29 protein-coding genes are annotated in these 22,411 nt (G+C 62.0%); 10 read left to right on the top strand and 19 right to left on the bottom strand.

Features of this window, described 5'->3' with window-relative positions; translation table 11 throughout:
* The first annotated feature begins 281 nt into the window (after positions 1 to 281).
* A complete protein-coding gene (locus ELH03_RS03370) occupies positions 282 to 632 on the top strand; it encodes a DUF2200 domain-containing protein (protein WP_128410929.1) in 351 nt (116 codons plus the stop codon).
* 75 nt (positions 633 to 707) lie between these two features.
* On the opposite strand, the gene ELH03_RS03365 is transcribed toward ELH03_RS03370, so the two are convergent.
* The gene (locus ELH03_RS03365; RefSeq protein ID WP_130766022.1) at positions 708 to 1,406 is read right to left on the bottom strand and encodes a TetR/AcrR family transcriptional regulator; all 699 of its coding nucleotides are present in this window, start codon (positions 1,404 to 1,406) and stop codon (positions 708 to 710) included.
* 231 nt (positions 1,407 to 1,637) lie between these two features.
* On the opposite strand from ELH03_RS03365, the gene ELH03_RS03360 reads away from it, so the two are divergent.
* The 3 genes from ELH03_RS03360 to ELH03_RS03350 all read left to right on the top strand — a co-directional run bounded on the left by ELH03_RS03360 (position 1,638) and on the right by ELH03_RS03350 (position 3,111).
* Positions 1,638 to 2,081 (top strand): RidA family protein, encoded by a 444-nt coding sequence (locus ELH03_RS03360; RefSeq protein WP_128403114.1) that lies wholly within the window; start codon positions 1,638 to 1,640, stop codon positions 2,079 to 2,081.
* A 142-nt stretch (positions 2,082 to 2,223) separates the two neighbouring features.
* Complete coding sequence (locus ELH03_RS03355; protein ID WP_128403113.1) at positions 2,224 to 2,649, top strand: hypothetical protein; 426 nt, start codon at positions 2,224 to 2,226, stop codon at positions 2,647 to 2,649.
* 153 nt (positions 2,650 to 2,802) lie between these two features.
* Positions 2,803 to 3,111, top strand: a complete 309-nt coding sequence (locus tag ELH03_RS03350) for a Dabb family protein (protein ID WP_128403112.1) — start codon at positions 2,803 to 2,805, stop codon at positions 3,109 to 3,111.
* Positions 3,112 to 3,146: 35 nt separating this feature from the next.
* Here ELH03_RS03350 and ELH03_RS03345 read toward each other — a convergent pair whose 3' ends face one another.
* The 11 genes from ELH03_RS03345 to ELH03_RS03300 form a co-directional block, all read right to left on the bottom strand.
* Positions 3,147 to 4,046: a metal ABC transporter substrate-binding protein gene (locus ELH03_RS03345; protein WP_128403111.1), complete on the bottom strand. Its 900-nt coding sequence runs from the start codon at positions 4,044 to 4,046 to the stop codon at positions 3,147 to 3,149.
* 270 nt (positions 4,047 to 4,316) lie between these two features.
* A complete protein-coding gene (locus ELH03_RS03340) occupies positions 4,317 to 5,384 on the bottom strand; it encodes an IS110 family RNA-guided transposase (protein WP_011649142.1) in 1,068 nt (355 codons plus the stop codon).
* A gap of 145 nt (positions 5,385 to 5,529) precedes the next feature.
* A complete protein-coding gene (locus ELH03_RS03335; protein ID WP_128403253.1) occupies positions 5,530 to 6,402 on the bottom strand; it encodes a metal ABC transporter permease in 873 nt (290 codons plus the stop codon).
* Complete coding sequence (locus tag ELH03_RS03330; protein WP_128403110.1) at positions 6,399 to 7,148, bottom strand: metal ABC transporter ATP-binding protein; 750 nt, start codon at positions 7,146 to 7,148, stop codon at positions 6,399 to 6,401. Before ELH03_RS03330 ends, ELH03_RS03335 begins: the two co-directional genes overlap by 4 nt.
* The gene (locus ELH03_RS38455; RefSeq protein ID WP_261319733.1) at positions 7,145 to 7,273 is read right to left on the bottom strand and encodes a hypothetical protein; all 129 of its coding nucleotides are present in this window, start codon (positions 7,271 to 7,273) and stop codon (positions 7,145 to 7,147) included. Before ELH03_RS38455 ends, ELH03_RS03330 begins: the two co-directional genes overlap by 4 nt.
* Positions 7,274 to 7,701: 428 nt before the next feature.
* Positions 7,702 to 8,394, bottom strand: coding sequence for an amino acid ABC transporter permease (locus ELH03_RS03325; RefSeq protein ID WP_130766021.1), 693 nt, complete (start codon positions 8,392 to 8,394; stop codon positions 7,702 to 7,704).
* Between the two features lie 19 nt (positions 8,395 to 8,413).
* Positions 8,414 to 9,121: an amino acid ABC transporter permease gene (locus ELH03_RS03320; protein WP_105005185.1), complete on the bottom strand. Its 708-nt coding sequence runs from the start codon at positions 9,119 to 9,121 to the stop codon at positions 8,414 to 8,416.
* Positions 9,122 to 9,177: 56 nt separating this feature from the next.
* Entirely contained in the window at positions 9,178 to 10,002 is an 825-nt protein-coding gene (locus ELH03_RS03315) for an amino acid ABC transporter substrate-binding protein (protein WP_128403108.1), read from the bottom strand.
* A gap of 16 nt (positions 10,003 to 10,018) precedes the next feature.
* Positions 10,019 to 10,759, bottom strand: a complete 741-nt coding sequence (locus ELH03_RS03310; protein ID WP_130766020.1) for an amino acid ABC transporter ATP-binding protein — start codon at positions 10,757 to 10,759, stop codon at positions 10,019 to 10,021.
* Complete coding sequence (locus tag ELH03_RS03305) at positions 10,752 to 12,242, bottom strand: NAD(P)-binding domain-containing protein (protein ID WP_130658489.1); 1,491 nt, start codon at positions 12,240 to 12,242, stop codon at positions 10,752 to 10,754. The genes ELH03_RS03310 and ELH03_RS03305 overlap by 8 nt, the downstream gene beginning before the upstream one ends.
* On the bottom strand, positions 12,239 to 13,237 hold the full coding sequence (locus tag ELH03_RS03300) for a LysR family transcriptional regulator (RefSeq protein WP_130659548.1): 999 nt from the start codon (positions 13,235 to 13,237) through the stop codon (positions 12,239 to 12,241). The genes ELH03_RS03305 and ELH03_RS03300 overlap by 4 nt, the downstream gene beginning before the upstream one ends.
* A 161-nt stretch (positions 13,238 to 13,398) precedes the next feature.
* Between ELH03_RS03300 and ELH03_RS03295 the strand changes: the two genes are divergently transcribed.
* From ELH03_RS03295 to ELH03_RS37820, 3 genes are all read left to right on the top strand, one after another.
* The gene (locus ELH03_RS03295; protein WP_130766019.1) at positions 13,399 to 13,881 is read left to right on the top strand and encodes a CMD domain-containing protein; all 483 of its coding nucleotides are present in this window, start codon (positions 13,399 to 13,401) and stop codon (positions 13,879 to 13,881) included.
* Positions 13,878 to 14,453 carry a peroxidase-related enzyme gene (locus ELH03_RS03290; RefSeq protein ID WP_130766018.1) on the top strand — a complete coding sequence of 192 codons (576 nt, stop codon included), beginning with the start codon at positions 13,878 to 13,880 and terminating at the stop codon, positions 14,451 to 14,453. Before ELH03_RS03295 ends, ELH03_RS03290 begins: the two co-directional genes overlap by 4 nt.
* Positions 14,454 to 14,535: 82 nt before the next feature.
* The gene (locus tag ELH03_RS37820; protein WP_222314327.1) at positions 14,536 to 14,658 is read left to right on the top strand and encodes a nuclear transport factor 2 family protein; all 123 of its coding nucleotides are present in this window, start codon (positions 14,536 to 14,538) and stop codon (positions 14,656 to 14,658) included.
* Between the two features lie 244 nt (positions 14,659 to 14,902).
* On the opposite strand, the gene ELH03_RS03280 is transcribed toward ELH03_RS37820, so the two are convergent.
* Positions 14,903 to 15,388, bottom strand: coding sequence for a peroxiredoxin (locus tag ELH03_RS03280; protein ID WP_003546004.1), 486 nt, complete (start codon positions 15,386 to 15,388; stop codon positions 14,903 to 14,905).
* Positions 15,389 to 15,473: 85 nt separating this feature from the next.
* Entirely contained in the window at positions 15,474 to 16,325 is an 852-nt protein-coding gene (locus ELH03_RS03275) for a protein-disulfide reductase DsbD domain-containing protein (RefSeq protein ID WP_128410921.1), read from the bottom strand.
* 141 nt (positions 16,326 to 16,466) lie between these two features.
* Here ELH03_RS03275 and ELH03_RS03270 point away from each other — a divergent pair, with 141 nt between their 5' ends.
* The 3 genes from ELH03_RS03270 (at position 16,467) to ELH03_RS03260 (ending at position 18,608) form a co-directional block, all read left to right on the top strand.
* Positions 16,467 to 17,072, top strand: coding sequence for a YqgE/AlgH family protein (locus ELH03_RS03270; protein ID WP_105005172.1), 606 nt, complete (start codon positions 16,467 to 16,469; stop codon positions 17,070 to 17,072).
* Positions 17,073 to 17,185: 113 nt separating this feature from the next.
* Positions 17,186 to 17,377, top strand: coding sequence for a CsbD family protein (locus tag ELH03_RS03265; protein ID WP_003546001.1), 192 nt, complete (start codon positions 17,186 to 17,188; stop codon positions 17,375 to 17,377).
* A gap of 145 nt (positions 17,378 to 17,522) precedes the next feature.
* Entirely contained in the window at positions 17,523 to 18,608 is a 1,086-nt protein-coding gene (locus ELH03_RS03260; protein ID WP_130766017.1) for a zinc-binding metallopeptidase family protein, read from the top strand.
* A gap of 38 nt (positions 18,609 to 18,646) precedes the next feature.
* Here ELH03_RS03260 and rnhA read toward each other — a convergent pair whose 3' ends face one another.
* The 5 genes from rnhA to ELH03_RS03235 all read right to left on the bottom strand — a co-directional run bounded on the left by rnhA (position 18,647) and on the right by ELH03_RS03235 (position 22,328).
* Positions 18,647 to 19,102, bottom strand: a complete 456-nt coding sequence (gene rnhA, locus ELH03_RS03255; RefSeq protein WP_003545999.1) for a ribonuclease HI — start codon at positions 19,100 to 19,102, stop codon at positions 18,647 to 18,649.
* The gene (locus ELH03_RS03250) at positions 19,099 to 20,064 is read right to left on the bottom strand and encodes a homoserine kinase (protein ID WP_128405162.1); all 966 of its coding nucleotides are present in this window, start codon (positions 20,062 to 20,064) and stop codon (positions 19,099 to 19,101) included. Before ELH03_RS03250 ends, rnhA begins: the two co-directional genes overlap by 4 nt.
* A gap of 70 nt (positions 20,065 to 20,134) precedes the next feature.
* On the bottom strand, positions 20,135 to 21,136 hold the full coding sequence (gene ispH, locus ELH03_RS03245) for a 4-hydroxy-3-methylbut-2-enyl diphosphate reductase (RefSeq protein WP_128405163.1): 1,002 nt from the start codon (positions 21,134 to 21,136) through the stop codon (positions 20,135 to 20,137).
* A gap of 63 nt (positions 21,137 to 21,199) precedes the next feature.
* Positions 21,200 to 21,955, bottom strand: coding sequence for an SURF1 family protein (locus tag ELH03_RS03240; RefSeq protein ID WP_130766016.1), 756 nt, complete (start codon positions 21,953 to 21,955; stop codon positions 21,200 to 21,202).
* Positions 21,948 to 22,328, bottom strand: coding sequence for a DUF983 domain-containing protein (locus ELH03_RS03235; RefSeq protein WP_130766015.1), 381 nt, complete (start codon positions 22,326 to 22,328; stop codon positions 21,948 to 21,950). Before ELH03_RS03235 ends, ELH03_RS03240 begins: the two co-directional genes overlap by 8 nt.
* Positions 22,329 to 22,411: the final 83 nt, after the last annotated feature.

The raw sequence follows: 22,411 nt of genomic DNA, 5'->3' as shown, positions 1-22,411 counted from the left end.
CGTGGTCGAGACGATGCCCGCGCAACCTGAATGTCCGCTGTTGAGGAACCGCAGCCTGAAGCTGCCTGTCCCCTTGCGGCCCCGTTGCGGTCGTCTACCCAAGCCGAGCCGATGTCCGTTGTTGATGCAATCCGGTCGAAGATGCGCGGCGCTGTAGAGATGCCGCCTTTGCACTAAGCTACTTCCCGCCTGTGGAAGGGTTGCCCATTGTCGGCCACTTGTTGAGGTCTTGAAGTCAGCTATCTCAAGCCGGAAAATATCCGGAACGCTGAGGAGCACGCATGACGAAGCATCGCATCTATTCAGTCAGCGTCGCGAGCGTCTATCCCCACTATGTCGCCAAGGCAGAGAAGAAGGGGCGCACGAAGGCAGAGGTCGATGAAATCATCCGTTGGCTGACGGGGCATAGCCAGCAGAGCCTGGACGATCAATTGGCTGAGAAGACCAACTTCGAGGATTTCTTTGCGCAAGCGCCTCAGATGAATTCCTCCCGATCGTTGATTACAGGCGTGATCTGCGGCGTCCGCGTGGAAGACATCCGGGAAACGACGATGCGGGAAATCCGCTACCTCGACAAATTGATCGACGAACTCGCGAAGGGGAAAGCGATGGAGAAAATCCTGCGGAAATAGCCAGTCAGGTTTGCGTGAGCTCGCCCGAGGCTTGGTGCAGAATCGGGCGCCGTCTCGTTCAGGAATGACGAAGGTTCATTGTCGCGGAGCGAGGCCATCGAGCAGGAAGTCGAGGCCCTTGCTGAAAGCGCCGTCCCAATCATTATCCAGCAGCAGACGAGAGCGCTCGATCGTCGGGTAGTGTTGGCTGAGACCTGTCAGGCGCTGCTGCGCGGCCGCCCTGTCGTCGTCCGAGAGGTCCAAGTTCGCCCGGGTGGTGGTCGCGCCGATCACAAAGTTCCAGAGCGACCAGATCGCGACGTTCAAATCAGCATCGACGACACCGGCTCTGGACAAGGTCTTGCTTAGCAATTCCAGGCGGCTGAGGATGTTCGGGCCGAGCGCCCGGCGCGGCAGCAGCGATGCCGTCCAGGGATGGCGCAGCATGCTGGCGCGCCAGTCTTCGAGCATATGAACGATTTCCCCGCGCCAGTCTCGAGACTCGACGATGTCAGACGGTCCGCGATATTCGAGCACCGAATCCAGCGCCAGATCGAAGACCTCCTCCTTGTTGCCGACGTGCCAATAGAGGCTCATCGCGCCCGAGCCGAGGCGATCGGCCAGCCGGCGCATCTTCAATCCGTCGACGCCCTCGGCGTCCAGCAGGTCCACTGCGGTCGCCACGATCCGTTCCAGGGAGAGAGGCGGTTCACTGCGCGGCTCCTGCCCGGACCGAGGTGACGCACCTCTCCGCCCGGACCCTTTGCTCTCAGCGCCGTTGCGTTTGGCTGCCATTCGTCTCCCTTTGCTCATCAGACGTCGATCTAAGCCGACAATGCGGGGAATGTCGATGCCGACCGGTTGACTCGTACGCCGTACGATGCAATTAAATCGTACGACGTACGAGTCAATTCTATAGCGATAAAGTTCCACCCTGCAGGCCGCGAGGATCCGTTGCTCGCAGTCCTGAGAAGCCGAGAGAAAATCGTGTCAATCAAACATCTTATTATCGGAGGACTCTTCATCATGACCATCAGCGTTCCCGCCGCGGCGACAGCCAATGAGGACGATCTCAAGCTTGATATCGTCAATCCAAAAAACCTCTACGACCCCTCGCCGAATGGCTACAGCACGGCAGTGATCGTGCCCCGCCAAGGCCGGCTGGCCTACATCTCCGGACAAGGCGGCCAGGACAGCACGGGAGCCTTGTCGCCCGATTTCGCCGTCCAGGTGAAGCAGGCCTATGCGAATTTGCGCACCGCCCTCGATGCGCTCGGCGCCAGGCCGGATCAGGTCGCCAAGCTCACGGTCTTCGTGGTCGATCACGATATGTCCAAGCTTGAGGTGCTGACCAAGAACGTCAAGGACATGTTCGGCGCGTCGCTGCCGGCGCAGACGTTGATTCCCGTTCCCAAGCTGGCCATCGATCCCATGCTCTTCGAGGTCGAAGCCACCGTCGTTCTGGAATAGGCGGCGGCGCCGGATCGACATAATTTCGGATTTTCCGGTGGCGCGCCAACATCTGCTCGGCGCGCCACGTTCGCTTTTATCGATGGCCATTGACCAACCGCCTGCGATGTGCGCCACTCATTCCTTGTACAAGGAAAATCCCATGCTCAAGTTCCTGCTCGCCCTCTCGATGGGTGTTTTTTGCGTATCGCCGCTTCAGGCCGGCGACATCACTCCCGTGATGAAAAGCTGCGTCTCGGCGGCGAAACCGGCGCGCTGCGAGATGTGGACGAAGGACTTCAAGGCGGCCCTGGAGCAAGCACAAAAGGGCGATCACGGCGCGCAGGGGATCGTCGCCTTCTGCCTTTCCACAGGTTGCCATGGTTCCGTCACCATCGACAAGGTCGCTTCCTGCAGCTGGCATCTCGTCATTGCCAATTCGGGCGCTGCGACAGTGCTCGACGCTTCCAATCTCAGGAACACCTGCCGGCCGATGACGCCGGCCGAGAAAGATCAGGCCCGCGCCTTGTCCCGCGATCTCGTCCAGAAGATCTACAAGCGCCCGATGGTCGCGACTGACCAGATGTAATCGGTTGGGGTGCCGGCTCCCGGCGCAACGTCTGCGTGAGAATAAATCTCATTGCTCTCCCGGCTTTCGCCGCTATTGTCCTCCCAAAGAAAATCGGGCCAAAGAAAATCGGGCCAAAGAAAATCGGGCCAAAGAAAATCGGGAGGACCAAGGATGATCCTGCACTGCGTATTCCTGCGGCTGAAGACCGCGGTGACGAACGACGAAAAGCAGTCGCTGTTTGCGGCAATCGTCGCCCTGAAACAGGTCATCCCCGGCATCGTGGATATCAAATACGGGCCAAACGTTTCGCCCGAGGGGCTGCATGGCGGCTTCGTCGACGGTTTTGCCGTGACCTTTGAAAGCGCCGAGGCGCGCGATGCCTACCTCATCCATCCCGAACATGTAACGGTGGGCGAGCGCATCGTCTCGTCGACGGATGGAGGCCTTGCCGGCATCCTGGTCTTCGACCTCAATTTGTGAAGGCTGCGGGGTCAAACCCCGCAGCCCCTCGATCCTCAGCTCGATTTCGCCATAGCGGCGGCGAGCTGGTCGACATTGTACTTGAACATCTTTTCATAGGTTGGCGCCGGCCCCTTGGCGTCGGACAGGGATTCGACATAGAGCTCGCCGCCGGGCTCGGCACCGGTTGCCTTGGCGACCTGCTTGACCAGGCGCGGATCGTTGGAATTCTCGAAGAAATAGGCCTTCACGTGCTCGCCCTTGATCTGTTCGATCAGCTTGGCGACGTCGGCGGCCGAAGCCTCGCTTTCTGTGGACAGACCAAGCGGGGCGAGGAAGCTGACATTATATTCGCGGCCGAAATAGCCGAAGGCATCGTGGCTGGTCAGCACCTTGCGGCGATCGTCGGCCACCTTGTCGAATTTCGCGTGGGCGTAGGCGTTCAATTCATCCAGCGTCCTGGTGTATTTCTCGGCATTGGCCTTGAAGGCGGCGGCGTCCGTGGGATCGGCCGATGACAGCGCCTTTTCGATATTGGCGACCCAGACCTTGACGTTGACGGGGCTGTTCCAGACATGCGGATCGGTGATTTTTTCGCCGTCCTCTTCCATGGTGCGGGTGTTGATGCCTTCGGAAACCGTGACCGGCTTGCCCTTGTAGCCCGAGGCGGTGATCAGCCGGTCCATCCAGCCTTCCAGCCCCTCGCCGCTGACGAAGGTAACCTGCGCCGCGTTCAAATTCTTCGCATCAGCCGGCGACGGCTCGAATTCATGGGGATCGCCGTTCGCCCCGACGAGGCTCGTTACCTCCACATGCTCGCCGCCGACCTGTTTCACAACATCGGCAAGCACGGTGAAGGACGCCACAACCTTCAGCGTCTCGGCGGAGGCGGGCATGGCCGACAGCGCCATCAAAGCGGGGATTGCTGCGGAGAGAAGCAGTCTGTGCGGTGTCATCGAAGTCTCCAATGAAAGAACGCAAGGGGCAGAACACCACCATTTGGCGGCTTTTCCTTGGGTTCGGTTAAGTTTTGACCGGCATTCGCACCGATCGGCAAAGTCTCTCTTTCCGCCGGACAGATCGCTTTGCTGTCCTTCGGTTCTTGAACCAGTCTCCAATGCGTGACCTGATGCCTGGGGCTTCGGTCACAGAGTGGCGTTCGGCTCCCGGTTTCCCATTCTCCTTGAGAAGCGCAGCCCAGTCCTGCCGGGCTCGCTAGACTGCCATCAGGACAACCGGGATATCGTCGACGCGCCTTCCATGGTGCTTTCGCCGCGCGGCTCGTAGGCGCGCTGGTCACGCAGGATCTGGAAGGTGATCGTCAAAAGCTTGCGCGCAATCGCCACCCGCGCCTTGTTTATTCCTTTGATCTTCAGATGCTCGTATTGGGCGCGCAGCTGTGGATCGCTGGCGATGGCAGGAGCGACGGCTTCGACGAAGGCCCAGCGCAGCCACTTGTTGCCCTGCTTGATGATCTTGCCGTGGAAGGTCTTGCCGCCGGAGGAATGGGTCGACGGCACAAGCCCGGCATAGGCGGCAAGCTTCTTCGAGTGGCGGAACCGCGATATGTCGTCGATCTCCGCATCGATCAGCCGGGCGAAGAACTCGCCGATGCCGGGGATCGTCTTCAACAGCTTGACGTTGGCATTGGCCTTGGTCATCGCCCGGATCGTTGCTTCCGACTGTTTGATCCGCATGTCGATGTCGCCGATGAAGGCGAGACCACGGTCAATCTGGATGCGGTCGATCTCAGAGACGTTCACTTGAGCCAGCTGGACGCGGCCGGCCTTGCCAAACAGGTCGCCAAGCTTCTTCAATTGCGCCGTCTGCTCCGGATAGCGGTCGAACACCGTGACGATGCGGTTCTTCGTCATCGTGCGCAGGCGCACGTAAAACATCCGCTCGCGCAGCGCGACGCGAAGGTCCCGCGATCTCTCGCTTGGCGCCCAGGCTTCGGGTACCAGATCGGCTCTGAGCAGATGTGCCAGCACCGTCGCGTCGATCTTGTCGGTCTTGATCTTGGCGTCGGCGATCGCCTTGACCTTCAGCGGATGAGCGAGAACGACATCATCACAAATGTCGTCGAGCCAGTCGTACATCACCATCCAGTTGCGCGTCGCTTCGACAACCGCATGCGAGTTCTCCCGATAGCGTTCGAGAAACCCGCCGAGCGACTGTCGGTCGTTCTTCACCCGGCCGGATCTCAGCGTCTTGCCGCTGCTGTCCTGAACCACCAGGTGGCTGTAGGATTTGTGGTAGTCGACCCCGATATGGTATTCATAAGAGGCAGTCATGCTTCCAACTCCCTTATTGAGATCTTCGAAACCCCAATAGGATAAGCCGAAAGGCTGGAAGTGTGACTGTCCCTCGATCATCATCTGCATCTCAGTGATCCGTTCTCTCAACGGGCGCGGCCTCTTTCATGCCACCTCCTTGGGATCAGCCCTTCAAATGCGGGCGGGGAAAGAAGCGCCGGGCCAAGCCGGAGGGCGCGAAAAGAATAGAAAAGCCGTAGAGGATCGCCGCCGTCATGATGATCGTCGGGCCGGAGGCGAGTTCGAGATGGTAGGAGGCGATCAGGCCGAGATAGCCGGATGCGGCTGCACTGGCGGCTGATATCGCCATCATCACGGCTAAGCTGCGCGACCAGAGCTGGGCGATGGCTGCCGGCAGCATCATCAGGCCGACCGCCATCAGCGTGCCGAGCGCCTGGAAGCTGGCGACGAGGTTCAGCACCACGAGCAGCAGGAAGAGCACGTGATAGACAGGCCCACGCCCGCCGACGGCGCGCAGGAACCCCGGATCGAAACATTCGGCCACCAGTGGCCGGTAGATGAAGGCGAGGATGACGAGCGTCAGCGAGGTGATCGCGCCGATGAGGTAAAGAGCGGGAGCATCGATCGCCAGGATGGTGCCGAAGAGCACATGCAGGAGATCGATATTCGAGCCGCGCAGCGAGACGATCAGCACGCCGAGCGCCAGCGACGCGAGATAGAAGCTGGCAAAGCTCGCATCCTCCTGCAGCACGGTCATCCGGCTGACGGCGCCGGAAAGCAGCGCCACCGACAGGCCGGCGATGAGGCCGCCAAGGCCCATCGCCGTCAGCGACAGGGAGCCGGCGACGAGGTAACCGATTGCAGCCCCCGGCAGCACGGCATGGCTCATTGCGTCGCCCATCAGGCTCATGCGCCGCAGCATCAGGAAAACGCCGATCGGGCCGGAGCCGAGCCCGAGGCAGAGGCAGGCGACGAGCGCGCGGCGCATGAAACCGTAATCGGCAAAGGGTGCCAGGAAGAGATCGTAGACCGTCATGCCGCCGGCGCCTCTTCGGGTGCGCAAGCATTCGCATCCTCGTCCCAGCGCTCGGCCATGGCGCGGGCCTTCAGAAGATTGACTGAGGACATGACGTCTGCGGTCGGGCCCCAGCCGACCAGTTCGCGGGCGAGCAGCAGGGTTTGCGGGAAATGGGCGCGAACCAGCTCGAAATCGTGCAGCACGGCGATCACCGTGCGGCCTTCGCCATGCCAGCGGGTGACGATATCGATGAGGTCCCTGGTCGTGCGGGCATCGATCGCCGTAAACGGCTCGTCGAGCAGGATGATGCCGGCATCCTGCAGCAGCAGCCGGGCAAAGAGCACACGCTGGAACTGGCCGGCCGACAGCGACCCGACATGGCGGCGGCCGAAGCCTTCGAGGCCGACGGCGGAGAGCGCCTCGCCTGCCCTTTTCACCTCGGCGGGCGCGATGCGGCCGAAGGCGCCCGTCTTCTTCCAGGCGCCGAGCATGACGGTATCGATGACCGAGATCGGAAAGCGCCGGTCGATCTCGGCCGCCTGCGGGAGGTAACCGAATTCCGCCCGCCCCAGCCGGTGCTCGACCCTGCCTTCGGCGGGACGAAGCTCGCCCATGATCGCCTTCAGCAGCGTCGACTTGCCCGCCCCGTTCGGCCCGGCAATCGCCGTCAGGCTGCCTGAGGCGAAGGCGCCGGAGACATGATGCACGGCGGGGTGCCTGTTATAGGCGACGGTCAAATTATCAAGACGGATCAGCGGCGTCATGGCAAGAGAACCGCCCAGTGGATCGCCAGCCAGAGGAGCGCAATGACCAGCGCCATGCCGATCACCCTAGATAAAGCCGACTGTCCCAGCAGGCTGACGGAGTGGCGGTCGGGGCTCGGGGGCATGGCGCATCCTACAATGTAATAACATTACGGTTATGTTATAACGATTGAGGCGAGATTGAGGCGAGGCTTGGCAGTTATTCACACAATTGAAAAGGGCGACCGAATGGCCGCCCTTTATCTGTTAGGATGCTCGTAGATGCAGCGCTCCGCTGCCCTTGCTCCAGAAGCCACCCCCACCTCCGTCTTCCTCGGGCTTGACCCGAGGATCCACTCTCGCCTCCATCAGCACCGGGCATGGACCCCAGGCTCAGGGCCTGGGATGACGGAGGTTTGGGGCGCGTTTCTGCCACACTCCCCGCCGGCGTAGCGGATGGCGCATCGAGCCCGAAGCGAAAGTTCGCTGTCACCTGACGGATGGCCGCTACAGCCGAAACGGCTGTGGAAATCCTGATCCCGCGCATCGTGCTCAGAGGAAGAGCGAAGTACCCCTAGGCCCATACCCTCAGAGCCCGTTCCATCCGGTCGGCAGCGTAGGTGACGATATAGGCGATCACCATGTAGATGACGACCGCGATCAGGAAGGCTTCGAGGTAGTAGAAGTTCAGCGCCGCGGTCAGCTGCGACTGCGCGAAGATGTCGACGACCTCGATTGCAAATCCGAGGGACAGCGCCTTCATGATCACCATGATGGAGTTGGCAAGATCCGGGATCGCCGCGACGATGACCTGAGGCAACATCACCCGGCGGAACACCTGGCTGCGCTTGTAGCCTAGGGAGTAGGCCGCATCGGCCTGACCGTTGTCGAAGGAGTTGAGTGCGCCCTTCACGACTTCAGCCTGGAAGGCTGCGACGCAGGCGGTCAGGGCGACGATGAGCGTGATCCAGTTCGGCGTCGAGTGACCGTTATAGTCGATGCCGACGAGCGAGGTCAGAAACTGCAGCGTCGGCGGCAGGCCGTAATAGGCGAGGAAGATCACGATGACCATCGGAACGCCCTTGAAGACGACCTTGTAGGCGACGACCAGTTCCCGAAGCAGCGGGACCCGCCGATATTCCACCATCGTGAAAAGGCTGCCGACGATCGTAGAGAAGACGAAGATTCCAAGCGCCATGGCGAGCGTCACCGGGACCGCGCCGAGGATGTCCCAGAGATCGGGAAGAAGGACTTCGGAATCGAACATGTGATGACCTCCTATTCGATCAGACGCTTGCCATCATGGTGGCCTTGGCCGGCGCGGTATTGGGCGCGAATTTTGCGTTTCGCGTTTCGAAAAAGCGCACGACGATCCATGCCACGAGGCATAGCAGCGAATAGATCACCGCCAGCACAAGGTAGGTCTCGAACTGGTACTGGTTGTAGTCGCGCTCCATGACGAGATGGGCGGTCGCCATGACATCAGCGGCGCCGATGTACATCACGAGTGCGACGTTGTGGATGAGGTAGATGATCGAGTTGCCGTAGCCTGGCAGGGCGATGTGCACCGCCTGGGGCCCGACGACCCGAAGGATCTTCTGAAGGAAGGTGTATCCAAGACTGTCGGCGGCGTCATGCTGACCGCGTTCGACGGCGAGGTAGGCTGGCCGCAGAACCTCGGAAAGATAACCTCCATGGTAGAGGCTGAGGCCGACGATCGCCGCGACGTTCGGGGACACGAAGTCCTCGACCTCGAACAGAGCGACGACCAGCGGCAGTCCGTAGAAGGCAACGAACAGTTGGAGCACGACGGGGACGCTCCGGGCATAGGACACGTAGAGGTCGGCCAGTTGGCTGAGAACCGGTATCCTGCGCACCCGAAACGTCGTCGCAATCAGGGCCAGCAGGAAGCCGGCGATCATGGCCGTGAACGTGATCGCAAGCGTCAGCGGCAGCGCCTTGAGCAGCTCGGGGATCATGATGGATAGGTCCACTTCGGAACACTCCTTGTTTACGTCTTGGGCCTGATCGCCAGTATCGTTGGCCGGCGTTACTTCATGTAGGTGGTGATGTCCTCGCCGAACCATTTCTGCGAGAGCTTGGCGAGCGTGCCGTCGGCCTTCAGCTCCTTTAGAGCCTTGTCGATGTCTGCGGAGAGCGCCTTGTTCTCTTCGGAGCGATGGATCAAGACGAAGGTGTTGTTGATCGCGACCGGCTCGCTCGCCTTGACGTCGAGCTTCTGCTGGTCGATGACCGTCTGCTCGCCGAGGTTCGACGGCAGAACCAGCGCGTCGTATTTGCCGTTCTCGACCTCTTTCAGGCGATCCGGATAGGGAATGCCGGCGCTGGATGCGGTGATCTCGATTTTGAAGTCGGGGTTCTTTTCCTGCCAGGCAGTGGCGAACTTGTAGATGCCGCCGCCGGCCGTCACGGGCACGATCTTCTTGCCGACGAGATCCTTCATCTCATTGATGCCGCTATCCTTGCGGCTGTAGATCTTGATCAGGCTGGCGCCGATCGGGCTCTCCGGAATGAGGAACTGCTTTTCGCGAGCGGGCGCCCGGTAGTAGCCGCCGGTCGCGATGTCGTACTTGCCGGTGGCGAGGCCCGTCTCCTGAGCGATGTCGGCAGCACCCTCCATAACAAATTTGTACTGCGGCAGCTTGGCGTTGATCGCCTTCAGGACGTCGGGCTCGTAACCCTGCGGCTCGACGCCGATGGCGCCCCAGGAGAGCGGCTTGGATTCGGCAGCCGTCGCGATCTTGACGGTGCGCACGTCCTCGGCATGCGATAGGCCCGCGGTTGCGAGGGCAAAGGCAACGCCGGCGACAGCGAGGCCGAAGGTACGGCGGGAAGTCGACTTGATGGAAGACATGTCAGGCATCCTTTCTTTACTGGATGGAGTGTTCGGAACTCAGGAACTGGGCAAGGCGCGGGTTGGAGGACATGTCGAAGATCTCGGCAGGGCTGCCTTGAGCGGCGACGACGCCCCGATCCATGAAGACGATGCGGTTCGAGATGTTCTTTGCGAACTGCATCTCGTGGGTGACGAGGAGCGAGGTGATGCCGGATGACGTGACGTCCCTGATCACCTTCAAAACCTCGCCGACGAGTTCGGGGTCGAGCGACGACGTCGGTTCGTCGAAGAGCATGACATCCGGCTTGACGGCCAGCGCACGCGCAATGCCGGTCCGTTGCAGCTGACCGCCGGAAAGCTGGGACGGGTAGCTGTCGACCTTGTTCGAAAGGCCCACCCGCTCAAGCTCCTGCAAGGCGATCGAACGCGCCTCGTCCTTCGACTTGCGCTGCACGACCACAAGCGGATCCATCACATTCTGAATGACGGTCATGTTCTTGAAGACGTTGAACTGCTGGAAGACCATCGCCGTCCGCAGCCGGATCGCCTGGACCGCGGTGTTGTCCGGTTTCCGGTAATCCATCCTGACCTGATCGAAGGCGATCGTGCCGGAGGCCGGCTTGGCCAGATAGTTGATGCACTTCAGCAATGTCGTCTTGCCGGTGCCGCTGGGGCCGATGATCGATACCACGTCGCCACGGTTCACCGAGAGATCGACGCCGTTCAGGACCTGGGTGTTTCCGTAGGACAGCTTTAGGTCTTTGAGCTCAAGCATTTCGGGTCGGTGTCCTTTCGGCAGATAGGTCGGAAAACGTCGCGGTCTCGTCGTCGGCCCACTCGTCTCCGAGCAATTCGGGCGTGTCGAAGGCCTGGAGATCGGCGAAATGACGCTCGCGGTCGGCGACGAACAGCGCCCTGACGATGCCACGCGCGAGCCGGTCGGCGCCTTCGCTGATCGCCGGAATATCGCCGGTGAGCTTGCCGTGGCTGAGCGTGGCCGGGAAGTTGAAGCAGTGGATGCGGGCCAGCGCCGGGCAAGCGCCGGGCTCGGCCTCGAGGAACTCGAACGCCTCTCCGAGGTCTGGCGAGGTTTCAAGCTCGTCGTTTCGCATGTCCGCGGGTACGGGAAAGCGGTCGTGCCAGAGGCGGATATGGGATGCGACGGCGGCGAGTTCCGGCCGGTTCGTCAGGTTGACCTTGAAGCCGGTGCCGAAGATCAGGAAATCGACGGGATAGCTGCCTTTCGGCGTCGTCACAACGACATGGTCGCCTTGTTGTTGCAATCGATCGATCGGGCTTCCGAGATGGAGATGGGCCTGCGGGAATGCGCTGACACGCAAGACGCTCGGGCGCGGAGGCGGCGTCTGCGCGCGCATGGCGTAGTCGAGAAAGCGCCACTTCCAGTCATCCGGCAGACCGGCAAAGCCATGCACCACGCCCTGGCTGCCGATGCCGGTGAACTTGTTGATCCGAGGCAGGTCGGTCCTGCGCACGAACAGGTCCAGCCGGGCAGCACCTGCCTCGAGCGCGGTGGCGGCGTTGTCCATCGCCGAGGCGCCTGCTCCAACAACGCCGACCCGCTTGCCGCGCAATGCGGCGAAATCGATAGGGTCGGCGGTATGGGCCCAGAACTTGCGCTCGATGCCGTGAGCGATCGACGGTACGAAGGGACCGCCGAGGCCGTCGCGGCCGGTCGCCAGCACCACATGGCGCGCGATCACCGTTTCGGACCGGCCATCGTGACGGCAGACGAGATCGAGCAGGCCGTCGGCGCGCGGACGAATGGCATCGACGGCGACCCCATTGCGCACCGGCAGGTCGAGCACGCGCCGGTACCAGACCAGATAGTCCATCCATGTCTCACGCGGCGCCCTGTCGAGCGCGGTCCAGGCATCGCGGCCATGCAGCGCCTCGTAATAGGCGCGGAACGTCAGCGCCGGCAGCCCCATTGCCGGCCCGGTCAGTTGCTTGGGAGAGCGAAGGGTCCGCATCCTGGCGAAGGTGACCCAGGGACCCTCGCTTCCGGCAGGCGCCTTATCGAGAAGGATGTGGTTGGCGACGCCGAGCCGTTTCAGCATGGCGGAAGCCACGAGCCCCGCCATGCCCGCGCCGATGATCACGACGTCGACGACCCCTTGGCCATCGACGATGCGGGGCGGAACCCATGACTTGGCCGGCAGCTCCAGCCAGGCAAGGTCTTGGCGCAGGCGTGCCTCGAGCGCTTCGAGATTGTTCGGAAACATCGAGAGGTCGCTCATGACGGCACGTCCTCGGTCATCGGGCTACCGCCGTAGACGGTGTCGGCCAATGCTTCGACGCCGCCTGCCTCATGCAGCCGGCAACCGGGCATCGCCAGAGCCACCGCGCGCGCCGCATCGATCACGGCGGCGACCGTCGGGGTCAGCGGCATCGCGGCAGGCGAGATGGCGCCGAACAGGAAGGGGATGGTGTGGTCGAGGACGCGCATCACGATCCCCTCGAGCGGAACGCCGCAGACCGTTGCCGGCTCGACGATGGCGACGCCCAGTCCGGCCCGGACCATCGTCAGGGCCGTCAGCGAGGCGTTGACGTCGATCATCCGTTGCGGCGCCACACCCGCCCGCTCCAGGGCCTCGTCGATGCGGTGCCGCAGGCGGTAGGGATTGGCGAGCGTGATGATGCGGCGCTCGGCGAGATCGGAAAGACGCACCATCTCATCGTCGGCGAGCGGATCGTTGGCTGCAAGAGCAACGACACACGGCGCTTCGGCAATCCAGTGCACGTCGAGGCCGGGGTGCTCCAGCGGCAGGCTTGAGATCCCCAAGTCCGCCGAGCGGGCGAGCACCGCCTGCACGACGTTCTCGGCCGCCAGCGCCTGCACATGGAGATGACGCGGTATCAGGTCCGGCGCGACGGCCGAGATCGCCTGGGGCAGAACGCCGGCCGCAAGTGAAGGCGTGGCTGCTATCGTCAGCGATGGCGGCTCATCGAGACCGATGGCGTTGGCCCGCTCGCGGATGTGGGCGAGGCTGGCAAGATGGCGCTCCACCTCGGCGTGAAAGAGCAGACCGCGCGCGGTCGGGCTGATGCGCGGGCCGCTTCGATGCAGCAGCGCATAGCCGATATCGGCTTCCAGATCCTGGATGAGCCGCGTTACCGCCGGCTGCGATCGTCCAAGCAGCCTTGCCGCCCCGGTCACGCTGCCGGCGGACATCACTGCTGCGAAGGCTTCAAGTTGCCGGATATCGAAAGAGTTAGAATGCATAATGGACATCAAACACTCTCCTTCATGTCAGTAAAGCATGACAATTCTCATTTGACGACTGGCAGTAGATAAAAAATTCACATCAAAAGCTGTTTAGCATTCGAGTTTGACATAATGAGAGGTCCGGCCTACCTAGAGCTTATGTCCGCTGACATATTGAGGAGCTTGTTTTGACACTCATCGAAACTCTTGCCTCTGTGAGGCCGGGTTCCGCGCTCGCGGAAGCCATGGGGAAACGCGCGGAGATCCTGCGCCTCAGTGAAGCGGCCCACGACGCAGTGCTTCTGCCACGCGATCCCGGCGGGTTGTCGCACGGCCTGAGGGCGGCACTCGCCGCCCGCATGGCGCGGCACAACCGCAGTCCGGCGCTGACAAGCCACTACGACATGCTCGTCGCCCGCGCCGACGAACCGGCGACAGCCTTGCTCGCCGACCCGGGCACGAACGTGTCGGATCCGCGTACTGCGGAGATCGTTCGTCATGCCGACCGGCTCACGGTCGCGCCGCGCGATGCCACGCGTGCCCATGTGGAGGCATTGCGTCAGGTCGGCGTAACCGACGCCGACATCGTCCGGCTCGCGGAGCTTGCGGCTTTCGTCAATTACCAGGTGCGGGTTCTCGCCGGCCTGAAGCTGCTGGGAGAAATGCGATGAGCGAGGCCGTCCACACCTTCACCACCACGGTGCCGCGCTGGCAGCCCTATGTCGTTCCGGTCGATTTCGCGACCGCCACCGACGAGCAGCATGCAGCGATGCAGACGACGCCGTCGAACAAGGGCATCTCGCCCTATGTGCTGACCCTGGCGCACGACCCCGAGACGCTCGCGGTCCGCTCACCGCTGTTCAACCTGATCATGTACGGCAAGGACGGACTGGCGGCCAGCGAGCGCGAACTGGGTGCCGTCGCCGCCTCTGTCGTCAACCGCTGCATCTACTGCGCCGCCGTCCATGCATCCCGGTTCAACAATCTGACAAAACGCACGGATGTCATCGAAGCCGTGTTCGCCGATGGTCTCGAGGCGACGCTCGACGAGCACCTCCAGGCAATCTTCAACTTTTCAGCACGACTGTCGACCACGCCGTCCGAGGCGGTCGCGGCCGATGCGCAGGCGCTGGCAGACGTCGGGCTCGACGAGTTGGAGGCTCTCGATCTCGTCCTCTCGTCGGCGATTTTCGGCTGGGCGAACCGCCTGATGCATACACTCGGCGAGCCGATGAAGGACTAAAGCGCGTCACGATCTTTCACCCACGCTTAGATCTTTGGTTTTACTGCCTCGTTGTCCTCGCCAATACTGTCGATGGCAAAAGATGAGGAATACCAACGCCGTTTATTACAACGACGAATATGTGCGCCAGGGTGGTCGGTGGCTGATCTCGAAGCGCACGTCGCATTTCACATGGCGTGACACTATGGAGATGGTCACTGCCTGACCGAGATCGAGGGTGCCGACATGCCTGGCTGTATCGACACCGTGGGGCATCCGCCCCTCATCCGGCTGCCGCCACCAACCGGGGTCGAGCCACGGGTCTCGACCCGTCCCTCGGACCCCCATAAACGGGGCGAAGGGACAATGCCGCACCCTCTCCGTTCCCCGCTCGCTCTCGCAGGGCACGTCCCCTCGCCCCGTTTTTACGGGGAGAGGGTTAGGGTGAGGGGCAGAGCTTGCTCGAAAGCTCAGAGCTGTTCCAGCATCGCGGCAGCGCCCGAGACGGTTGCCTGGCCGGGGCTTTCCTCGACGTTGAGGGCCTTGACGACGCCGTCTTCCACCAGCATCGAATAGCGCTTGGAACGGAGGCCGAGGCCGCCGGCGGAGAGGTCGGCGTCGAGGCCGACGGCCTTGGTGAAACCGGCATCCCAATCGGCGAGGAAATGGATCTTGCCCATGCCGCCTGATGATTGCGCCCAGGCGCCCATCACGTGCCAGTCGTTGACGGCGACGACGGCGATGTCGTCGACGCCCTTGCCAAGGATGGTGTCGCGGTTTTCGAGATAACCCGGCAGGTGGTTCAGCGAGCAGGTGGGCGTGAAGGCGCCCGGCACGGCAAAGAGCACGACGCGCTTGCCGGCGAAGAGCTGATCGGTGGTGATTTCGACCGGGCCGTCAGTCGTCTTTTCCTTGAAGGTGGCGGCAGGAAGCTTGTCGCCGATCGCGATGGTCATGGTCTTCTCCTTGGGTTCTGGCTTTGGGGTTCTGCCTTCGCGGCGGCGGGCGCCGCGGGGGTTCTGCGGCGACTATAAGACCCGGTCATTCAAAGGCAAGGGTGGTCTCCATCGCCCTTTCGCCGTCGATGACCAGCACCCCCCAGCGCTTGCCGGAGATGTCGTAATTCTCAGGCAGTTTGCCGATAGCGACATCGACCTTGAAGGTGGCGCCGTCGCGCTTGCCGCCGATCTGCTTGGTGAAGGCATGGCCGCTCGGGCCGGTGACGATGATATCCGGCGCGGCCTTCCCCTCGCTCGGCCCCTCACCCGGCAGAGCGAGTGTCAACGACAGCGTCTTCCTGTCGGGCGACATCGCATGCGCCGTCACGCCGAAATCCTGCGAGGGCGGCTTCGGCAGGCTCGCATCGGCCGCCTGGAGGATCGCCTCCTCTTGCGGGTGCGACTGGATGGCGGGGCCAAGCTTCAGCTGAAAATTCGCCTGGAAGGGAATGCAGATATCCTTGCAGATGCCGATGAAGGCGGCAGCGTCGATCGCAACCGGGCCTTTGCCCGCCGCCGTCAGCGACAGCGGCAGCGTCACCGGCGCGTCATAGGCGATATCCTCGATCGCGCCGGTGAAAAAATGCTTCGGAACGGGATAGGCGATGGCATCGAGCGTGACGCCGCTTTCCGCCGCGATGGTGATCTGGGGTGGAATGCCATTGCCGCCGGGCTCTTTCCAATAGGTGATCCAGCCGGGTTTCGGCTCGATCTGAAGAGCGGCGCGGATTTTGCCGCCGGCATCGGGCGCAAGCGCCACGAGGCGCATGCGGCCGCCCTCGTTGTCCGCCCAGGCGCTCATTTCCGCATGGGTGGAATAAAACGGCACAAGGGCTGCGGCCACTGACACAACCGCCATTAAAAGCCTGCGCGGGCCTGAGGAAATAATCATCATGGAACAAAGGTTTACCGAATGTGGTGTTTGGCCGCCAGAAGTCGCGGCGATTTAAATCTTCATTTTCAGTTGATTGATGTGTGACATTGGCCCATGTTTCTTTTGTCGAGGCCTTGGTGCGGTCTAGCAGCAGGAGGAACGATGTCCTTATTGACGCTGAAGAACAGACGGGAACGTGGCTTCTTCGATGGCCAGTTCCTCATCGCCATGCCGGGCATGGAAGACCGCAATTTTGCGCGCACCGTGATTTACATCTGCGCGCATTCGGATGCCGGCGCCATGGGCTTCGTCATCAACCGTCCTCAGAGCCTTACCTTCACCGATGTGCTGCTGCATCTCGACATGATCAAGCAGGAAGATTCGATCGTGCTGCCGAAGCGGGCGCGCGAATTCCCGATCCAGACCGGCGGCCCGGTGGAAAGCGGCCGTGGTTTCGTGCTGCATTCGGACGATTATTCCAGCGACTCCAGCATTCCCGTCAGCGACGACATCTGCCTCACGGCGACGCTCGATATCGTGCGCGCCATCTCCAAGGGCAATGGGCCGACGCGGGCGACGATGCTGCTCGGCTATTCCTCCTGGTCGGCCGGCCAACTCGAAAGCGAGGTCGTCAACAATGGCTGGCTCACCTGCCCGGCCAACGAGGAGTTGATCTTCGACCGCAGCCTCGACGACAAATACGAGCGGGCCCTCGCCGGCATGGGCGTAACCGCTGCGATGCTGTCGGCCGAAGCCGGCCATGCCTGAAGGCTGGCCTGACGACAGCTGATCTGACGGCAGCGGGAACGAATAGCCAAGAGTGACGTTTCATTTCGGCAAGCATGGACAAAAGGCCCATGCCGACCAAGGAGACATCACACATGGGTAGCACCAGCGACAAGATTTCCGGTAAGGCAAACGAAATTGCCGGCAAGACCAAGCAGGCCGTCGGCAAGGCGACGGACGATCGCGAGATGCAGGCCAAGGGCGCCGTCCAGGAAGCCAAGGGCAAGGGACAAGTCGCAACCGGCAAGGTCAAGGACAAGCTCAAGGGCGCCGTCGATCGGCTCTGAGCGACAGCGATAAGACGCGGGACGCTGTGTTTTCCGATTCAAGGAATGCGCAGTTGACGCTCATCCTTTATCACCGTGCCTGCTGCGCCCTCGCGCGGCGGGCATTTTTAATCCGTCACCCTCATGCTCTGCAGAGATAGATACGATGAAGCTTTTTGCCTGCGACAACTGCGATCAGGTCGTTCACTTCGACAACCGTCGATGCGTGCGGTGCAACCATCGCCTCGGCTTCCTGCCCGGCGATCTGGCGATGCATGCGCTGGAGCCGCGCGACGAGACACTCTGGCAGCTCGTTTCGGATCCCGATCGCGACGTCCACTTCTGCGCCAATGCCAGCCTCGATATCTGCAACTGGCTGGTGGACGGTGACGGCGAGAGCGAATTCTGCGTTGCCTGCCGCCATAACCGGCTGGTTCCGAACACCGATACCCAGGACGGCATCGATCGCTGGCGGCGCATCAGCCAGGCGCAGCGTCATCTGTTTTATTCGCTGCTGCGCTGGAAACTGCCGCATCCCGATCGGGCGAAAGACCCGCAAGGCGGCCTGGTCTTCGATTTCCTCGAGGATTCGATAGAGAGCAACGGTTATATCGTGCCGGCCATGACCGGCCACGAGGAAGGCCTGATCACCATCCGCGCCGCAGAGGCCGACGATGCGACGCGCGAACAGGCGCGCAGCTCGATGAACGAACCCTATCGCACGCTGCTCGGTCATTTCCGCCACGAGGCCGGCCATTTCATCTGGAACAAGCTGGTGCGCGATCGGGGCGGCCTTGCCGATTTCCGCGCCGTCTTCGGCGACGAACGGCAGGATTATATGGCAGCCCTGCAGACCCATTATGCCGGCGGCGCGCCCTTGGGATGGCAGGACAATTTCATCAGCGCCTATGCGGCGTCGCACCCCTGGGAAGATTTCGCCGAATGCTTCGCGCATTACCTCCATATCGTCGATACGCTCGAAACGGCGCGCGCCTTCGGCATCGCCATCGACCCGCGCGGCCATGAGGAAATCGCCGGCGAGGTGGATTTCATCCCTTACAGGGCAAGAAGCGCCGAACAGCTGGTCAGCGCCTGGGTGCCGCTCAGCCTGGCGATCAACGCCATCCAGCGCAGCATGGGGCAGCCGGACTCCTACCCCTTCGTGCTGTCCTCACCTGTCGTGGCAAAGCTCGAATATCTGCACCGGCTGATCCAGGGCGCCGCAACGGCGCCGCAGCAGCAGGCGGCTTGAGGAGCTGGAAAAACCGTCGCTATCGTGAGGCTGCACACTTAAAACGAAACCGCCTTGCCCTTCTTGAAGGGTTCCATGCCCCGGCGGGCGAGTTCGTCGGCGCGTTCGTTTTCCGGGTGGCCGGCATGGCCCTTGACCCAGTGCAGCGTCACCTTGTGGCGGTCACGGGCCGCCTCCAGCGCCTGCCAGAGCTCGGCATTCTTCACCGGCTTCTTGTCAGCGGTCTTCCAGCCGTTTTTCTTCCAGCCGAAAATCCACTTGGAGATGCCGTCCTTGACATAGGCGCTGTCGGTATAGAGATCGACCTCGCAAGGGCTCTTCAAGGCCGATAGCGCCGAGATTGCCGCCAGCAGTTCCATGCGATTGTTCGTCGTGTCCGCCTCGCCGCCGCAAAGCTCTTTTTCGACATCGCCGTAACGCAGCACCGCGCCCCAGCCGCCGGGGCCGGGATTGCCGGAGCATGCGCCGTCGGTGAAGATATCGACGTGTTTCATAGGCTCAATCCGTATTCGGCGGGCGATTTGATCTGGCGGTGGAACCGCAGCTTGCGAAGATATTCGAGCGGGTCCTTCTTGGTGACCATGGCGCCCTCAGGCGTCGTCAGCCAGTCATAGAGCCGGGTCAGGAAGAAGCGCAGCGCGGACCCACGCGACAATACCGGCAGGGCAGCGATTTCGGCATCGCTCAACGGCCGGACGCTCTGGTAACCCTCGAGCATCGCCGTGCCCTTGGTGATGTTGTAGGCGCCGTCCTTCTCGAAGCACCAGGCATTCAGGCAGATCGAGACGTCATAGGCGAGCAGATCGTTGCAGGCGAAATAGAAATCGATCAGGCCGGAGAGCTGGTCGCCGAGGAAGAAGACGTTGTCGGGGAAGAGGTCGGCATGGATGACGCCGGCCGGCAGGCCACTCGGCCAAGCGGCGGAGAGGAAGTCGAGTTCGCTGCGGATTTCGGTCTGCAGGCCGGGCTCGACCTCGCCAGCTCGCGCTTCGGATTTTTCCCACAGCCCCCGCCAGCCGTCGATCGACAGCGCATTCGCCCGCTTCAGCTCGAAACCATCGCCGGCCACATGCATCTCGGCCAGCGCCCTGCCCACTTCGCGGCAGTGCTTGGCCTCCGGCTTTCTCAGCCACATGCCTTCGAGGAAGGAGATCAGCGCCGCCGGGCGGCCGGAGAGTGAACCGAGCAGCGCGCCATCCCGGCGCGGCAGAGGCAGCGGGCAGGAGAGACCACGGGCGGCGAGATGCTGCATCAGGCCGAGGAAGAAAGGCAGGTCGTTCTTTTCCACGCGCTTCTCATAGAGCGTCAGGATCAGCGGATCCTTGGAGGTGTGAAGCAGGAAGTTGGAGTTTTCGACGCCTTCGGCGATCCCCTTGTAGGAAAGCAGCGTGCCTGTGTCATATTCCGTCAGGAACCACTTCAGATCGTCTTCGGCGATATCGGTATAGACTGCCAAGTGAGGTCTCGCCCTTCATGCCTTGTTGATATTGGATTTGCCGGAGTGCACGCCAGGCCGAATGGCCGATCTAGCCGTTGACGAAAGCCATGTCGGCCGCCGTCAGCTCGATATTGCGCAGTTCGCGGTTGACGAGGAAGTTTTCGGTTTCCTGCACCGTTTCGGCCAATTCGACGCGAGCGTCGAAGCGGGCGCGGAAAGCCTCGATGATCTCGTTGACGATGACCTCGGGGGCGGAAGCGCCGGCGGAAAGGCCGAGCGTCGAAATCGTGCCGATCTCGTCCCAGTCGAGCTCGGCGGCGCGCTGCACGAGGATGGACTTCTTCGCCCCTGCCCTGAGCGCCACTTCGACGAGGCGCTTGGAATTGGACGAATTCGGCGCGCCGACTATGATGAAGAGATCGCAGCCCGGGGCTGCCTGCTTCACCACTTCCTGGCGGTTGGTCGTCGCATAACAGATCGAATCCGCTGCCGGCGCCATCAGGTTCGGGAAGCGTTCGTGCAGGCGGGCGATGACGCCGGCGGTGTCATCGACCGACAGCGTCGTCTGGGTGACATAGCCGAGATTGTCGGGATCGACGGGGACATAGGCGTCGGCATCCTCGATCGTCTCGATCAGCGAAACGGACCCCTCCGGCAGCTGACCCATCGTACCGATCACCTCCGGATGACCGGCATGGCCGATAAGGACGACATGGCGGCCGAGGCGATTGTGGCGCATTGCCTGCTTGTGGACCTTGGAGACCAGCGGGCAGGTGGCGTCGAGATAGAAAAGGTTGCGGCTTGCCGCATCCTCCGGCACGGATTTCGGCACGCCATGGGCGGAGAAGACCACCGGCTGGGCACGATGTTCGGCCGGGATCTCGTCCAGCTCCTCGACGAAGACGGCGCCCTTGGCCTCCAGTCCCTCGACGACATAACGATTGTGGACGATCTCGTGGCGCACATAGACCGGCGCGCCATAGGATTTCAGCGCCAGCACGACAATCTGGATGGCACGGTCGACACCGGCGCAGAAGCCGCGCGGACCGCAGAGCCTGATCGTCAAAGGAGGTTTCGCCGCAATATTCATGTCTGTTCCGGGTTGAGAGATTTAGGGACCTCTAGCCCAATATGGTCGAGAATTGAAGTGATACTATTGCTGAGGTGTCTTGGCGCCCTTGCGGAACCAGGAGATCGCCACCACGACGATAAGCACGGCGGCCAGTCCGTACCAGGTGAAAGCATATTGCAGATGGTCGTTCGGCAGATCCACCTGGGTGACGCCGCCGATCGGCAGGCCGGCCGGATTGGGGGTGGAATCGGCATCGACGAAAAAGGGAATGACGCTCGATTTCTCCAGCCCGACGCTGGAGGCCATGACGTCGAGATCCTTCCAGTAGAAAATGTTCTTGGCGACGTCGTTGTCGGGCACCACCCAGGAGGGCTTGCCGGGAAGCTTTTCGCGCGCCAGGCCGGTGACGGTCTGCTGATCCGTCAGCTGGCCCTGCATGCGCATTTCAGGCTCCTTGTTGTCAAAGGGAACGAAACCGCGATTGACGAAGAGAATGCGCCCGTCGGCAAGCTCCAGCGGGGTGTAGATGTAATAGCCGGTCTGGCCGCGCCAGGTGGCGAAGAAGTGCCGCTCCTTGTTGTTGATATAGCGGCCGGTGGCGGTGACCTTGCGGTATTCGATGTCGCCGCCTGCAGCCGCCATCGCCTCGATGTCGGCAAGCGGCACGGGGCTTGCTGCCTGCCGCGCGGCGATATCGGCGAGCAGGCCCTCTTTCCAGTGCAGGCGCTCCACCTGCCAGGTGCCGAGCGAAATCAGGATGGCAAGGGCGATCAGCACCAGGATACCGGTCAAGACAGGCAGCCGGCGGCGCGGCGTTACATGCACTATTTCAGTCACTCAGGCGTCCTTCGCGGGCATTATGACGGTATTGCATGGCGATCAGGATGCCCTTGAACCAGCGCAGCGTCAGCAGCGACAGGACGATCGTCAACGGAGCAAAGAGCAGGATATGCACCCAGATCGGCGGCCCGTAATTCACCTGCAGCCACAACACCATGCCGATGATGATGAAGCCGACGATGAGAATGACGAAGACGGCGGGGCCGTCACCGGAATCGGCAAAGGAATAATCGAGACCGCAGGCGGCGCAACGCGGCTTTACGCCGAGCAGGCCGTCGAACAGCTTGCCCTGGCCGCAGCGCGGGCAGCAGCCCTTGATGCCGGTTTTCACCGGATCGACGGGGGGAAAATGGGCGCTGTCCTCGTTCATTCCATTCCTTCCGGCCATTCCTTCCGACAGCCTGGCGGCCGCGGCTTTTTCGATGCTGCCTTAACTCTCCCATAAAGTATTCG

The organism is Rhizobium beringeri (genome assembly GCF_004306515.1).
Classification (GTDB): Bacteria; Pseudomonadota; Alphaproteobacteria; order Rhizobiales; family Rhizobiaceae; genus Rhizobium; species Rhizobium beringeri.
This window is presented reverse-complemented; position numbering and strand designations above follow the sequence as displayed.